Annotated in this window: 14 protein-coding genes; 6 read left to right on the top strand and 8 right to left on the bottom strand. The window is 65.6% G+C overall.

The genetic code is table 11. From position 1 onward, the window contains the following. Positions 1-35: 35 nt before the first annotated feature. On the bottom strand, positions 36-893 hold the full coding sequence (locus tag Q8Z05_RS08155; protein ID WP_305942965.1) for a helix-turn-helix transcriptional regulator: 858 nt from the start codon (positions 891-893) through the stop codon (positions 36-38). 597 nt (positions 894-1,490) lie between these two features. Between Q8Z05_RS08155 and Q8Z05_RS08150 the strand changes: the two genes are divergently transcribed. Further along, positions 1,491-2,618, top strand: coding sequence for an L-talarate/galactarate dehydratase (locus Q8Z05_RS08150; protein ID WP_305942964.1), 1,128 nt, complete (start codon positions 1,491-1,493; stop codon positions 2,616-2,618). A gap of 10 nt (positions 2,619-2,628) precedes the next feature. Further along, positions 2,629-3,324 carry a FadR/GntR family transcriptional regulator gene (locus Q8Z05_RS08145; protein WP_305942963.1) on the top strand — a complete coding sequence of 232 codons (696 nt, stop codon included), beginning with the start codon at positions 2,629-2,631 and terminating at the stop codon, positions 3,322-3,324. A gap of 62 nt (positions 3,325-3,386) precedes the next feature. On the opposite strand, the gene Q8Z05_RS08140 is transcribed toward Q8Z05_RS08145, so the two are convergent. Beyond that, a complete protein-coding gene (locus Q8Z05_RS08140) occupies positions 3,387-4,322 on the bottom strand; it encodes a LysR family transcriptional regulator (RefSeq protein ID WP_305942962.1) in 936 nt (311 codons plus the stop codon). 121 nt (positions 4,323-4,443) lie between these two features. On the opposite strand from Q8Z05_RS08140, the gene Q8Z05_RS08135 reads away from it, so the two are divergent. Further along, entirely contained in the window at positions 4,444-5,745 is a 1,302-nt protein-coding gene (locus Q8Z05_RS08135) for a glucarate dehydratase family protein (RefSeq protein ID WP_305942961.1), read from the top strand. After that, complete coding sequence (locus tag Q8Z05_RS08130) at positions 5,739-6,770, top strand: 2-hydroxyacid dehydrogenase (RefSeq protein WP_305942960.1); 1,032 nt, start codon at positions 5,739-5,741, stop codon at positions 6,768-6,770. The genes Q8Z05_RS08135 and Q8Z05_RS08130 overlap by 7 nt, the downstream gene beginning before the upstream one ends. On the opposite strand, the gene Q8Z05_RS08125 is transcribed toward Q8Z05_RS08130, so the two are convergent. From Q8Z05_RS08125 to Q8Z05_RS08100, 6 genes are read right to left on the bottom strand one after another with little or no spacing between them, the layout of a single operon-like run. Further along, complete coding sequence (locus tag Q8Z05_RS08125; protein WP_305942959.1) at positions 6,771-7,487, bottom strand: sulfite exporter TauE/SafE family protein; 717 nt, start codon at positions 7,485-7,487, stop codon at positions 6,771-6,773. It lies immediately after the preceding gene. A 10-nt stretch (positions 7,488-7,497) separates the two neighbouring features. After that, positions 7,498-8,547, bottom strand: coding sequence for an ABC transporter ATP-binding protein (locus Q8Z05_RS08120; protein ID WP_305942958.1), 1,050 nt, complete (start codon positions 8,545-8,547; stop codon positions 7,498-7,500). Continuing rightward, positions 8,540-9,688, bottom strand: a complete 1,149-nt coding sequence (locus tag Q8Z05_RS08115; RefSeq protein ID WP_305942957.1) for an ABC transporter ATP-binding protein — start codon at positions 9,686-9,688, stop codon at positions 8,540-8,542. The genes Q8Z05_RS08120 and Q8Z05_RS08115 overlap by 8 nt, the downstream gene beginning before the upstream one ends. After that, positions 9,685-10,683, bottom strand: coding sequence for an ABC transporter permease (locus tag Q8Z05_RS08110; protein WP_305942956.1), 999 nt, complete (start codon positions 10,681-10,683; stop codon positions 9,685-9,687). The genes Q8Z05_RS08115 and Q8Z05_RS08110 overlap by 4 nt, the downstream gene beginning before the upstream one ends. Before the next feature lie 8 nt (positions 10,684-10,691). Further along, positions 10,692-11,621, bottom strand: coding sequence for an ABC transporter permease (locus Q8Z05_RS08105; RefSeq protein ID WP_305942955.1), 930 nt, complete (start codon positions 11,619-11,621; stop codon positions 10,692-10,694). Positions 11,622-11,646: 25 nt separating this feature from the next. Continuing rightward, on the bottom strand, positions 11,647-13,203 hold the full coding sequence (locus tag Q8Z05_RS08100) for an ABC transporter substrate-binding protein (protein ID WP_305942954.1): 1,557 nt from the start codon (positions 13,201-13,203) through the stop codon (positions 11,647-11,649). 311 nt (positions 13,204-13,514) lie between these two features. Between Q8Z05_RS08100 and Q8Z05_RS08095 the strand changes: the two genes are divergently transcribed. Continuing rightward, on the top strand, positions 13,515-14,465 hold the full coding sequence (locus tag Q8Z05_RS08095) for a 2-hydroxyacid dehydrogenase (protein WP_305942953.1): 951 nt from the start codon (positions 13,515-13,517) through the stop codon (positions 14,463-14,465). Continuing rightward, on the top strand, positions 14,462-14,854 hold the full coding sequence (locus Q8Z05_RS08090) for a universal stress protein (RefSeq protein ID WP_305942952.1): 393 nt from the start codon (positions 14,462-14,464) through the stop codon (positions 14,852-14,854). Before Q8Z05_RS08095 ends, Q8Z05_RS08090 begins: the two co-directional genes overlap by 4 nt. Positions 14,855-14,925: the final 71 nt, after the last annotated feature.

Here is a 14,925-nt window from a genome sequence, read left to right as displayed (position 1 = left end):
GCTGCGGCTCAGGGTTCTCTCCTTGGTGGCGGTGGTCAAACAGCACGTGCGAGGGCTTCCGCGGTGCCGGAACCAACTTTGGGCAGGTACAGGAAGACGCGGAGGTCATTTCCGCCGACGGGGTTGAGGACGACAGATTCGAGGGTGAGCCGTCCAAGCTGATTGTGGTCGAAGACGAGATCAACGTGGGGTTCAACGCCGACGACGTAGCTGTCCCAGTACTCCTTGAACTCGGGAGAGACTGCAGCGATCTTGTCCGCGAGCATGCCGAAGATCGGGTCGCCGGCGTACATTGCGGCCTGTCTGTGGAACTGGGCGGCCATCATGCGGCCGGCCAGTTCCCGGTGGGGGTAATGCGCGGCTACGTCCGGTTTCGTAAAAAAGGCTTCAAGGCAGTTGGAGCCGACGCTGATACCGAAGACGTACTCTGCCAGCTCGTTCGTTGCGATGACGTTCCAGTACCTATCCACTGCGTACGCCGGTGAGTGTGTGAAACCGGCCAAAGTCCGGGACATGATTGCGCGTACTTCGGCCACCGCCGACCGGCGGACTGGCTGCTGTTTTCCGGCCAGCTCGTACAGGTGCTCAAGGTCTCCTTCTTCCAGCCGCAAAGCCTGTCCGATCGCGTCAATGACGTCCGATGAGACCCCAATGTCCCGCCCCTGTTCGAGCCAGGTGTACCAAGTGACGCCAACATTGGCGAGGACAGCAACCTCCTCCCGGCGGAGCCCAGGGGTGCGCCTCCGGTTGCTGCTGGGCAGTCCTACATCCTGGGGCCGCAGCTGTTCGCGGCGGGCACGAAGAAACCGTGCCAGCCGTTGCCGGCGGGCCTCGCCTTCATCACTCTCACGGGGAACAGCGAATGTAGGGGTTTCAGTAATCAGCTGTGTCATTGGTCTGCTTTCGTCAGGAATTCCGGGCTTAACCCGGCTCCGAAACTTAGGAAACGGCTGCGGTTCCGGCACGATTGGCATTGCAGGGAATCAGCTGCCGCAGCACGACCATGAATTCGTCGAAAGCGGTACGGTGAAAAAGATGTCCCCCAACGACCTCATGGTAGCGGGGCGGAGGTGCACAATATTCCTCCCGCCGCCGCATCTGACGAATGTTTACAAGCTTGTCACGTGAGCCAGTGATGAGATCCAGCTGGATCGGCAGCGGCGACACGGGCGGGGCGTACGCGCACGCCCTTCTGACCCCCGCAGCGGTTCGTTCCAGGATGCATTCCGGCATACGGGCTGGCGGGGGCTCTGTCGTGTCGAGGATCCTAAGAGCTTCCTCACTGTCCCTTAGGTGATGTTGGGCGTCAGGGCTAAGGTTCTGGGTCCAGTGACGGCTCTGGAATGCCGCTATCCCAGCCCCGTGTCCTGACGAACGACGCCGCCGCCAGCCGTTTCGTCTGCGGAAAGCACTACTTGTAATATAAGTTGCCAACTTGTAGCATAAGGGGTGCGGGCGACGTTGCCCCCTTCCGATTCCGAGGAGCCCCCTTGAGCACCGTAGACCTCATCCGCCACGTCAAACTTTCCACCGCAAGGCTGCCCCTCGCCGTGCCGATCAGCGATGCCAAGGTGTTCACCGGCCGCCAGAAGCCCATGACCGAGGTGGCCTTCCTGTTCGCCGAAATCACCACCGAGCAGGGCCACAGCGGCATCGGCTTCAGCTACTCCAAGCGGGCCGGCGGCCCCGCCCAGTACGCGCATGCCAAGGAGGTGGCCGAGGGGATCATCGGCGAGGACCCCAACGACATCGGCAAGATCTACACCAAACTGCTCTGGGCCGGCGCATCAGTGGGCCGCTCCGGTGTGGCCACGCAGGCCCTTGCCGCCATCGATATCGCCCTCTACGACCTCAAGGCCAAGCGCGCCGGCCTTCCCCTCGCAAAGCTCCTGGGTTCCTACCGCGACTCCGTGCAGACCTACAACACGTCCGGCGGCTTCCTCAACTCCTCGCTGGATGAGGTCAAGGCCCGCGCCACCCAGTCCATCGACGACGGCATCGGCGGCATCAAGATCAAGGTTGGCCTGCCCGACAGCAAAGAGGACCTGCGCCGCGTGGCCGGCATCCGCGAACACATCGGCTGGGACGTGCCGTTGATGGTGGACGCCAACCAGCAGTGGGACCGCGCAACCGCGCTTCGGATGGGCCGGCAGCTGGAGGAATTCAACCTGATCTGGATCGAAGAGCCGCTGGACGCCTATGACTTCGAGGGGCACGCGCACCTGGCCAACGTACTGGACACGCCCATCGCCACCGGCGAGATGCTGGCATCGGTGGCCGAGCACAAGGGCCTGATCAACGCCAACGGCTGCGACATCATCCAGCCCGACGCACCCCGCGTCGGCGGCATCACCCAGTTCCTGCGCCTGGCCGCCCTGGCGGACGAGCGGGGCCTGGGCCTCGCACCGCACTTCGCCATGGAAATCCACCTGCACCTTGCCGCCGCTTACCCCCGCGAACCGTGGGTGGAACACTTCGACTGGCTCGACCCCCTGTTCAACGAGCGCCTCGAAACCAAGAACGGCCGCATGCTGGTTCCGGACCGCCCGGGACTCGGCGTGACCCTCAGCGACCAGGCCCGCGCCTGGACCACCGATTCCGCGGAGTTCGGCGCGTAACCTTGAACGCATGAGCCGGAACCTGACCGCGGACCTCGCCGCCGATCTTCGCACGCGCATCGTCGACGGCGTCATCCAGCCCGGCGACAAACTGCCGAGCGAGAACACCCTCATCGGCGAGTTCGGCGTCAGCCGCACGGTGGTCCGGGCAGCCCTGATCCGGCTCCAAGCCGAGGGCCTGGTGGAAACCGAACGCGGGCGGGGCAGCTTCGCGCTGACCCCGCCCCGCCCCGGTGATCCGCACTCCTCCGGCGGCCGGCCGGTGACCAGCCTCGAGGACCGGCTCCACCTGCTCGAGTTCCGGATGGGCGTTGAGGCAGAAGCTGCCGCCCTGGCCGCCCGCAACCGCACGGACCGGCAGCTAAAAGCGGTCCTGACCGCACTGGAAGAGTTCACCGCAAGCGGCGACCATCCGGCGCACGCGATGAAGTCCGACTACGAATTCCACAAGGCCATCGCCGCCGCGTCCGGAAACCCCTTCTACTCGGACTGCCTGGCGTCACTGGGCCAGACCATGATCGCGATGCCCCGCACCCGGCTGATGACCGGTGACGAACACTATGCCCGCGAGCACTTCGAACAGGTGGTCCACGAGCACGAATCCATCTACGCGGCCATTGCGGAAGGGGACGGGCCGTCGTCGTCGGCCGCCATGCGCAGCCACCTGGCCAACTCAAGGCGCCGGCTCAGGGCCGGACGCCAGTAGGGCGCGTGTCGCCGCTGCTGGCGGCGCGTGCGGTTCAGCGCCTGCCGCTCACGCGTTAGAGCTCACGCGTTGGAGTCAGCCGGCCGCTCAGGCGTGTCGATCAGCCGCAGCAGCCGCAGGACGGCGGGATTGGCTGTTTCTTCGTTCCACGCCAGCTCCAGGTCCACGCGGTTCAGCTGCTGGATGCCGTGCCGACCGTCAATTTCACGGAATTCCACTCCGGCGGGGGCGAAAGCCATGGCCGAGGCGGGGACAAGCGTCACCCCCAGGCCGGCCTGGACGAAAGCCAGAAGCGCCGGGACCTGGCTGGCGTACTGGGTGATGTTGGCGTGGGCGCCGGCGCTGGCGAACAGCCGCAGCACCAGATCATGGAAGTACCGGGCCTCCTTGGTGGAGTACATCAGCAACGGCAGCCTGTCCAGGGATCCGAGCGGCAGCGGCTCCCCCTGCCGCGGCGCCATGTTGCCCAGCAGCGCACTCCCCTCGGGCAGCGCCACCACCAGCCGGTCCTGCATGAGCGGCCGGGACACCACCCCCGGCCGGGCGACGATGGGCCGCAACAGGCCGATGTCCACGCTGCCCTTCACCAAACCGTCCATCTGGTCCGTTGAGACCAGTTCCCGGAGCACAAAGGACACTCCCGGCATCCCCTCCGCAGCCCGCCGCAGCATCAGCGGCAATGCGCTCTGGCCGGCTATGGCCGTGTACCCCACTGTGATGGCGCCCGCCTCACCGGAGGAAACCCGGCGGACATCCATGTCGGTCTTGATGCACATATCCAGGATCTGGCGTGCCCTCGGCAGCAGGGTGGCGCCCGCGGCGGTCAGCTCCACTTTCCTGCTGGTACGGCCGAAGAGCTGGGTCCCCAGCTTCTTCTCGAGCATCTGGATCTGGCGGCTCAGCGGCGGCTGGGTCATGTTGAGCCGCTCAGCCGCGGCGCCGAAGTGGAGCTCTTCAGCCACGGCCACGAACGCCTCTAACTGCGGAAGGGAAAACATTCATACCTTTACTGAATTGTTGAGTGCATAAATTAGCTTGGACTTGGATCGATGACTCCCCTTATGGTCGGTGAACGGAGCAGGTAAATCAACCCCGAGGCAACCCAAGGAGCACAGCGCTGTGGACCAGGCATACGATCCCGCCCAGTACGTCAACCAGGCCAGGATTACGGGCGTCTCCATCACGCCGGTGGCCTTCAAGGACCCGCCGCTCCTGAACACCGTTGGCGTTCACGAGCCGTTCGCGCTGCGGGCCATCGTGGAGGTCCGGACGGATGCCGGCGTATCGGGCTTCGGTGAAACCTATGGCGATGCCGGCCACATTGCCCGGCTCCGGCTCGCAGCTGCGGCCGTGCCCGGCACGGACGTTTTCAACATCAACGTGCTGCGCAGCCGGATCGCCACGGCACTGCAGCAGGACACCATCCAGGGCGGCCACGGCATGAGCGGCATGGTCACCGGTTCGAGCACAGCCGACCGCGTGCTGTCCGCGTTCGACGTCGCGGCGCTGGATATCCAGGGCAAACTGCTTGGCAGGCCGGTCAGCGACCTCCTGGGCGGCGCCGTCCGCGGCTCCGTGCAGTTCAGCGGGTACCTGTTCTACAAGTGGGCGGGCCACCCCGGCCAGGAACACGACGCCTGGGGTGCTGCCCTGGACCCGGCCGGGATTGTGCAGCAGGCCCGGACCATGGTGGACCGCTACGGTTTCAGCGCACTCAAACTGAAGGCGGGCGTGTTCGCACCGGAAGAAGAGATTGCGGCCATCCAGGCCCTCCGTGCGGAGTTCCCCGACCTTCCGCTCAGGATCGATCCCAACGGCGCCTGGACGGTGGAGACCTCCATCCGCGTGGGCAAGGAACTCCACGGGGTCCTGGAGTATCTCGAGGACCCCACGCCCGGCATTGAGGGCATGGCAGCCGTGCGCCGCGAGGTGGACATGCCCCTGGCCACCAACATGTGCGTGGTCAGCTTCGCGGACGTGGCACCCGCCCTGGCTGCGGGCGCCGTGGACGTCATCCTTTCAGACCACCACTTCTGGGGCGGCCTCCGCCGGACCCAGTTCCTGGCCGGCATTACCGAGACGTTCGGCCTGGGGCTGTCCATGCATTCCAACTCGCACCTGGGCATAAGCCTTGCCGCGATGATCCATTTGGCGGCGGCTACGCCCAACCTCGACTACGCGTGCGACACCCACTGGCCGTGGAAGGACCCGTCGGAGGACGTCATTGCCGGCGGTGTGTTCACGTTCAAGGACGGCGGCGTCAAGGTCCCCACAGGTCCTGGCCTGGGTATTGAGGTGGACCATGACGCCCTGGAACGCCTGCACCGCCAGTACTTGGACTGCGGGATCAGGAGCAGGGATGACACCGGATACATGCAGCGCCTGCATCCCTCCTACGAGCTTCAGGGTCCCCGGTGGTAACCACCGGGGGCCAGGCTCCGGACCGCCCTGAATCACTGAAGATCGTGGTCACCGACCCGATTATCAGCCGCTTCGAGGACCGGTTGAAGGCCGACGGCGGCATTCACCAGTGGGACATGGCGGCGGCTTGGACTCCCCAACGGCGGCTGGACGCCCTGGCGGACGCCGACGTCGTGGTTTGCTCCTCCCTCGGCCCCGTGGAAGGGGAGGCTGCCGGCCGCGTGCGGCTGGTTCATGTCACGGGCGCAGGCCACGACAAGATTTCCTTCCCGCACCTGGCACCGGCGGCGATCGTGGCCAACACCTTCCACCACGCGCGGCCCATCGCCGAGCACGTCCTAATGGTCACCCTGATGCTGTCGCGCAGGGTTGCCGATGCCGACCGCGAAGTCCGCCAGGGGCAGTGGCGCACTATTGCCACGGCCGACGACGTTCCGTTCCACCCCGTCCTTGCCGACCTGACACTGGGACTGGTGGGCCTCGGGTCCATCGGCGCCGAAGTGGCCCGCGTGGCCGGGGCGCTGGGCATGAAGGTGCGCGCTGTCCGGCGGAACCCCGACGCCGGTCTCCCGGACGGCGTGGGGCTCGACTGGGTGGGCGGAGATCACCAGCTTCATGAGCTCCTGGCCGCGTCCGACGTCGTGGTGGTCACAGTACCGCTGGATTCCGGAACGGAAGGGATGATCGGGGCGGCTGAACTGGCTGCCATGAAACCGTCGGCTTTCCTGATCAACGTGGCCCGCGGCCCGGTTGTTGACCAGGCGGCGCTGTATGCAGCGCTGGAGGACCGGCGCATCGCCGGGGCCGGCCTGGACGTCTGGTGGGGAGCCCCCGCGGACGGCGTCGTTCCGCCGGCGGAACTGCCTTTCGCATCCCTGCTGAACACGGTGCTGACCCCGCACCATTCCGGCCATGCACGCATCACGTTTGAACGCAGGGCGGCCGATATTGCAGCCAACATCGGGCGGCTCGCCCGCGGCGAGGAGCTGGTGAACCTGGTGGCGCGTCCCGTTTCAGCTCGATAGCTACAGGACCAGCTGCACGATCAGCAGGGTGCTTCCCAGCGCCGACGCGCCGAAGGCAATCGCTTTCAGGCGCGCGGGGTTGAGGAACCGGTTGACATACCGGGATGCGGCGTAGCCGCCAACAGCCGCCGGAACCATCCATAGCGCCAGTGCCAGCATCTCTGCCGTGACGGCACCGGTCAGCCAAAGCATCACCATCGAAATTGTCGAACCCACCATAAAGAAGGCGCTCATGGTGCCGCGCAGTCTGGGACCATCATGCCCCTGCCAGACCAACGCCATGGGAGGTCCGCCGATCGAAGTGGCCGTGCCCATGATGCCGGAGGCCGCGCCGGCAGCGATCAGGGTGGCCGGTGCCGGCCGGGGAGCCCAGCCCCTGCCCGCCAGGACCAGTCCTGTAAGCACCACGGCCACCACCACCCAGGCCAGTCCGTCCTTCGACAGCGCCGCCACCAGCCACGCGCCCAGGAAACTCCCGGGAATCCGGCCCACCAGGGCCCAGCCAGTACCCCGGAGGTCCAGGCTTTGGCGTTCCCGCACAGTCACCATGACGGTCACCAACAGCGCGAGGAGGATCAGCGTGGCGGGAAGCAATGCCGGATCCACCATCGCGATCACCGGCGCCGCCAGCATGCCCATGCCGAAGCCGCTGGACGCCTGCAGGCATGCGGCCAGGAAGATCACCCCGACGATAACGGCATACTCGGCAGCTGTCACTCGGGATCCGTCACTGGACGGGCACAGCGGAGGTAGCAGTAGCGGTTGCAGCGGCGCCGGTCAGGCCCTTGAGGGAATCGAGCGGGAAATGGCATTCGGCAATATGCTTCGTGCCGTCAGGAGCCGCAAGGAACTGCGGTTCCGGCGATACTTCAGCGCAGATGTCCTGCGCCTTCCAGCAGCGCGTCCGGAAGCGGCAGCCCGACGGCGGATCCAGCGGAGAGGGCAGCTCACCCTGGAGGACGATCCTGTCCCGCCTGGTTCCGCTGACGTCCAGCTTCGGCGACGCCGACATCAGGGCCGCCGTGTAGGGGTGCCGGGGGTGGTCGAAGACTTCCTCGGTGGCCCCTGTCTCGATGATCCGGCCGAGGTACATCACGGCCACCCTGTCCGCCACATGGCGGACCACGGTCAGGTCGTGCGAGATGAAGATGTAGGAAACACCGAGTTCCTGCTGGAGCTCGTTGAGCAGGTTCAGGACCTGCGCCTGGACGGAAAGGTCCAGGGCCGAGACCGGCTCGTCGAGGATGATGACGTCCGGGTTCAAGGCCAGGGCCCGGGCGATGCCGATGCGCTGGCGCTGGCCGCCGGAGAATTCCTGCGGCGACTTGCGTGCATCGGAAGGACGCAGCCCCACCATGTGCAGCAGTTCACGGACCCTGGCGTCGCGTTCCCGGGACGTCGGGTAGAGGGCCCGGTGGGTGGCCCACGGCTCAGCGATGATGTCGCCGGCGTTCATCCGGGCGTTCAAGGAGGCAAACGGGTCCTGGAAGACCATCTGCACGCGCCGCCGCCAGACCAGCAGTTCCTTCCCGCGAAGCCCGAAGGGGTTGGTTCCTTCGAAGCTCACGGTGCCTTCGTCCGGTGTTTCGAGCATCATCAGGGTCCGCGCCAAAGTGGACTTGCCGCAGCCGGATTCGCCCACCAGCCCAAGGGTCTCCCCGCGGCCTACTGTCAGGCTGATTCCGTCCAGGGCCTTGAGCCGGGTGTTGCCGCTGGCGCTCTTCGCCACGTGGAACGTTTTGGTCAGGCCGTCAATTTTGAGAAGCGGCTCAGGCATTGTTGATCTCCTCGCTGAAGTGGCAGGCGGCCGTACGGGCAGGCCGCGGCTCCCTGCCGGAAGGGATGTTCGCGGGGTCGCCGGTGCCGGCGACGGCGTTGCCTTCGATAGTGTTGCCGGCTCCGTTGCGTGCTCCGGCGACCGGGCGGAGCACGGGCCGCTCGGTCCGGCAGATGTCCTGCACCAGCGGGCAGCGGGACTGGTAGACGCAGCCGGCGGGAATGTCGTGGAGCTCCGGGGGGCTCCCGGCAATCGACTTCAGCTTGGCACCCCGTTCCAGGTGGACCGGAACCGATTCCAGCAGCCCCTTGGTATAGGGATGGCGCGGGTCGGCGAAAACTTCGGATACCGGTCCGCTCTCCACCACGTTCCCGGCGTACATCACAGCCACCGAGTCGGCTTCCTCGGCCACCACCGCAAGGTCGTGGGTAATGAGGATGACAGCCATTTGACCCTCTTCACGCAGCTTCCGAAGAAGCTGCATGATCTGCGCCTGGACCGTGACGTCCAAGGCGGTGGTGGGTTCATCTGCGATCAGAAGGCGCGGGTTAAGGGCCACGGCCATGGCGATGAGGATGCGCTGGCGCATGCCGCCGGAGAACTGGTGCGGGTAGGAATTGACCCTGGATTCCGGCTCGGGGATACCGACGCGCTTCATCAGGTCAATCGCTTCGGCCCGCGCTTCCTTGGCGCTGAGGCCCCGGTGGATGCGGAAGGCCTCACCCAACTGAGTGCCCACCGTATAGACCGGGTTCAGGGCCGTCAGTGCGTCCTGGAAGACGATGCCCAGCTCGGGTCCGGCAAACTTGAGCCGTTGCTTGGGGCTGAGTGCGGCGAGGTCCGTTCCGTTAAGGACGATCTCTCCGCCGGCCAGGTCGCAGACAGGATCCATGATCCCGGCAAGGGCCTTGGCTGTCATGGACTTTCCGCACCCTGATTCGCCGAGCAGCGCCAGGGTTTCGCCGGCGCGGGCCTCGAAAGCCACGCTGTTGACGGCGCGCACGGTGCCGCGGTGTGTGCGGATGTCCACGGCAAGGTCACGGACCTGCAGGACGACGTCGTGTGCCTTCGCCTGCCCTGACGCTGTGCCTGGCGCGGCGGCGGTGCGCTGGATCGGGGCTTGTTGGGCAGCTGTTTTCACGGCTGTGCCTCCTTGGCTGGGATACGGGCGATCAGCCGCTTGCGGGGAAGTGCGAGCCGCCAGCGCTGGGCCGGGTCGGTGGCGATCCGCAGCCAGGCGGCGAGGACGTTGGCGGCAATGGTCGTGACCACAATGGCAACGCCGGGGAAGATCGACAGCCACCATGCGGTCTGCAGGTACTGCCGGCCCTGGGACACCATCAGGCCCCAGCTGACGTCCGGCGGCTGGATGCCGATGCCCAGGAAGCTCAAAGAGGACTCGGCCAGCATCACGTAGCAGAACTCGAGGGTGGCCAGCGTCAGGAGCGTCGGCAGCACCACGGGAATGACGTGCCGGACGATGATGGCGTTGGGTTTGGCACCGAACGTGCGTGCCGCGTCGACAAATGTCCGGCTCTGGAGCTCCGCCGACTCGGCGCGTGCGGTGCGCAGGTAGATCGGGATGCGGGTGAGGGCCAGGATCAGCACGATGTTCGCCGCGCTGGGGCTAAAGACGTAGAGCACGACGACGGCGAGCAGCAGGGACGGGAAACTCATGATCACGTCGGCGATGCGCATGGACACGTTCTCCCGCCAGCCCCTGTGGTAGCCGGCCCACACGCCCCACAGGGAGCCAACACAGAGGGCCACTGCCACCGCGGGCAAAGCAACGGACAGGGTGGTCCGGCTGGCTACGACAAGGCGGGCCAGCATGCTGCGGCCCAGTGAGTCGCTGCCTAGGAAGTATTCCCAGCCGTGCGCCAGCGTGAAGGGTGCCTTGTTGGCGAACAGCAGGTTCTGCTTGGTGGCCAAATCGCCCATCAGCGCAGGGCCCACGAGTGCGGTCAGGCCGATGAAAACCAGGATCAGCGCAGAGGCGGTGGCAAAGCGGTCCTTGAGCAGCAGGCGGAAGAGGCTCAGCTTTCCATCCTGGTTTCCGCCCTTCTTTTCGGTGCCGCGTTCGTCGGCCGCCGGCAGCTGCTCCGGCGCCGCACCCTCAGTCAGTGAACTCTTCATGGCTACTCCTAAGCCTTAACCGTGACCGGACGGACGCGCGCGTCCAGCAGCGCGTACCCCATGTCGATGAGGATGTTCAGGGCAAAGATCGCGACGGCGGTGAGCAGGACGGCTGCCTGCAGGACAGCGAAGTCCCGCTGCAGGATTGAATCGATCATGAGCTTTCCAATCCCCGGCCAGCCGAAGATGGTCTCCACCACCACGGCGCCGTTGACGAGGCCTACTGTCAGGTCGCCCGCCACCGTCAGTGCGGGGGCGGCCGCGTTGCGCAGCGCGTGGTGCGTGACCACCCGGAGTTCGCCTGCTCCGCGGCTGCGGGCCAGTTTGATGTAGGGCTCCGAGAGGGCGGAGACCATGGAGCCGCGGACAATCTGGACCAGCACACCGAAAGGCCGCAAGAGCAACGTGGCGATCGGCAATACCCAGGCGCCGGCCCCCGACACACCTGATGTCGGGAGCCAGCCCAGGGTGATGGCGAAGACCCAGATGCCCACGATTGCCAGCCAGAAATCAGGGATCGAAGCGGCAGCCATGGAGACGAAACTTGAGACACGGTCAGCGATGCCGTTCGGCTTGAGCGCAGCCCAGCAACCGACCACCAGCGCCAGCAGCACGGCCAGCACCATGGTGGTGGCCGCCAGCTGCAAGGTGGCCGGGAAGGCGCGCAGTGCCATGGCTGCGGCATCCTGGCCTGTGCGCAGGGACTGCCCGAAATCGAGCCGGAGCACTCCGCCGAAGTAGTCGGCCATCTGCACCAGCAGCGGCTGGTCCAGTCCGTTGCGTGCGGTGAAGTCGTCGCGCATCTGCTGGGTGGCGTTCAGCGGCAGGTAGAGGCTGGCGGGGTTTCCCGTCATCCTGGCCAGCGCGAACACGCCAACAATCACCACCACCAGCGGCAACGCGCTGGAGACAATCCGCTTTCTCAAGTAGATCAGCATGGCTGTCCTTATCTCCAGGTCCGCGTTAGTTTGCCGGGGTCATTTCCGAAACACGCAGCTCGTCGCCGCTGGACGAATTGGGTGTGTACTTCACGGACTTGGCCTTCCCGATGATGCCGGTCTGGTGCGAGATGTGGGCAAACTGGACCACTTTGTCGTTCTGGTAGGCGAAGATCTCCTCGAAGTCCTTCTTCCGCTCATCGCCGGACGCCGCGTCCGCCTTCTTGATCATGGCGTCGAACTCGGGGGTGCCGAAGTAGCTCTGGGCGCCGGTTGACAGCATGTACTGGTCCACGGTGAAGGCTGCATCGCCCGCCTGGTTGCCATGCTGGGTCATCAGGGCCACCGCGCCCTCATCGTCGGGGAAGGGGCGGACCTGGTAGGTCAGGTGCTGGCTGGTTTCGAGCATCTTCAGTTTGACGTTCAGGCCGGCCTGGCTCAGCTGCTCCTGGAGGACCTGGCCCAGTTCGGTGATCTTCGGGAACTGTGCGCTGCGGACCACCATCGAGATCTGCGCGGACGTATCAACGCCGTCGGCCTTGGCCTCGGCAATGAGGGACTTTGCCTTGTCCAGGTCGAACGGCCAGCCCTTCAGTTCAACGTTGTGGCCCACAATTCCTTCGGGAACCAGCTGGGCAGCAACCTGGTGCTTGCCTTGGTAGAGCGAGTTGACGATTCCCTCCTTGTCGATGGCGTAGTTGATTGCCTGGCGGACGCGGATGTCATTGAGAGGTGCCTCGTTGGCATCGAGCCGCAGGGCAACGGTCTCGTTGTTGGGGTAGTCGACGCCCAGGTCGCCGATGTTGTCGTCCGGGCTCAGTCCCATGGCAACATCAGCCTCGCCGCTGGTGATCATGGCAGCGCGCACTGAGCTCTCCGAGCGCCATTGGTACTCAGCCTTGGCGTAGGCGGGCTTGTCGCCCCAGTAGCCATCCCAGCTGGACAGCGTGATCTTCTGGCCGGCGTCCCATTGCTCGATCTTGTAAGGACCCGTACCGATCGGTTCACGGACTTTCTCCGTGGCGCTCGTGGAGGTCGGAACCACTTCGAGGAACGAGAGGCGCAGCGGCAGGATGGGATCAGGCTCCGGGGTGGTGACAGTCAGGGTGGTCGCGTCCACAGCCTTCACGGCGAGGTCCGCGTCGCCAAAGACGTAGCCCTCCACGTTGCAGCCGAGCTTGGAGTTGACCGCCCTTTCGATGGTGAAGGCGGCAGCGTCGGCATTGAACGGCGTGCCGTCCTGGAACGTCACCCCTTCGCGCAGTTTGAGGGTCCACTCGGTATCGGAGGTGGCTTTCCATTCGGTGGCGAGCTTGGGCTCGAGTTCGCCGCTCTGCGGGTTGCGTTCAATCAACGGTTCGGTGACATTCGAGCGCACCACAACACCGGTGGACGTCAGGTTCGACTCACAGGCTTCCAGGGTGGGTGGTTCCTGGCCGAGCACCACACGGACCGTATTCGAGGAGGCGGCACCGGCGTCGGAATTGGCTACGGAGCAGCCGCTAAGCCCGAGCATCGCAACGGATGCCAGGGCCGGCCATTTGAGCAAGGCAGGAAAGGGGGGCTTTGAAGAAGACGTCATTGGATTCCTCCGAATTGGGGTGTTTGCGGCAGGGGGTTGCTCTTGTACGAGTGGAAACCAGGCATCAAGACCAGGTGTCTCGGGCCGCGCTGGACTCAAGCTAGTTGAGGTCTTAGGGGTCCACAAGGTTTTTGCCGGCCGCCCGGGGTGCCCGGCAAGGCCCGCTCACGTCGTCAACACCCTGTGACGGGCACCACTCTCCCCAAAAATCCGCGCGCTTCCGGGGGAGTGCTGCAATCGATTCACTTCGGGCATCGATCAATGCCATTTACATGTTGGACGCGTATGGATCGGAAACCTAGGGTGCAGATATGAAGAACATCGCTGTCCTGCAGGTAGGGCCACTCATGCCATCCGTCCAAGAATCCATCCGGGGCGAGTACGACGCCCTGAGTCTCCCCGACTCCACCCCGGAGCGGGAGGAATTCCTGCAGCGCCACGGCGGTTCCTTCGAGGTGGCCGTGACCTCCGGAAAGTTCGGCGTCGGACCGGAGCTGATGGGCGCCCTTCCCAACCTGCGGGCGGTCATCAACTTTGGCGTCGGCTATGACACCACGGATGTTGCCCAGGCCGCCCGGCGCGGCATTACGGTCAGCAACACCCCCGATGTCCTCAACGACTGCGTGGCGGACACCGCCATCGCCCTGTACCTGGACGTCCTGCGCCGAGTGAGCGCCGCGGACCGCTTCGTCCGCCGGGGTGACTGGCTCAGCAAGGGCAACTTCCCACTCGCCACCAAGGCCAGCGGGAAGCGAGTGGGAATCGTCGGGCTCGGCCGGATCGGGCGGGTCATCGCCCGGCGCCTGGAAGGCTTCGACTGCGATATCAGCTACCACAGCCGCAACCCGGTGGAAGGGACCAGCTACGAGTACAAGGCCTCACCGCGCGAACTCGCTGCCGGTTGCGACGTCCTGATTGTCGCCGCGGCCGGCGGGTCCGGCTCGGCCAAACTCGTGGACGCCGACGTCATCGATGCGATCGGGCCTGAGGGATACCTGATTAACATCGCGAGGGGAACAGTGGTGGATGAAGAAGCCCTCGTGGCTGCCCTGCTCGCCGGGCGCTTGGCCGGCGCAGGGCTGGACGTCTTTGCGGAGGAGCCCAAGGTTCCGGAAGACCTCCTCACCCTGGACAACGTGGTCTTACTGCCGCACCTCGGAAGCGGGACCTACGAAACGAGGGCCGCGATGGCCGAACTTACGCTCGCCAACCTGCGGCACTTCGTGGCCACGGGTACCGTCCTGACGGCGGTGCAGGCATGAGCGTCGCAGTAGGATACGTCGCGAGCCAGGAGGGCCGTGCCGCACTGAGTGCCGCCATCGAAGAGGCGGCGCTGCGCAGGACTGCCCTGCAGATTATGGGCCCCGTGGAGGGCGAAGGGTCCGCGGAGGCGGACTCGGACATCCGCCACGCCATCGCCGCGGCAGCGGCTGCAGGCGTGCAGGCATCGCTCCGCCCCACCGAAGGTACTGACGCAGCGGAGTTCATGATCGATGCCTCCTATGAGGAGGACGTTGAGCTGATAGTGATCGGAGTCCGGCGGCGCTCCCCCGTGGGGAAGCTTTTCCTGGGCAGTACTGCCCAGCGGGTGATTCTCGAGGCAGGCTGCCCGGTCACTGCGGTTAAGGCCGACGTCGGACCGCGCTCCTAAGCCGCGGCGGTGACAGGATAGTGCCCTCGGGGTATCACGTAATGCAAAAAACGTGTTGGACGTGCATCGCG

This window comes from Arthrobacter oryzae (genome assembly GCF_030718995.1).
GTDB classification, from domain to species: Bacteria; Actinomycetota; Actinomycetes; order Actinomycetales; family Micrococcaceae; genus Arthrobacter; species Arthrobacter oryzae_C.
Note: the sequence above shows the minus strand (reverse complement) of the source record. Positions and strands in the feature narration are given on the sequence as shown.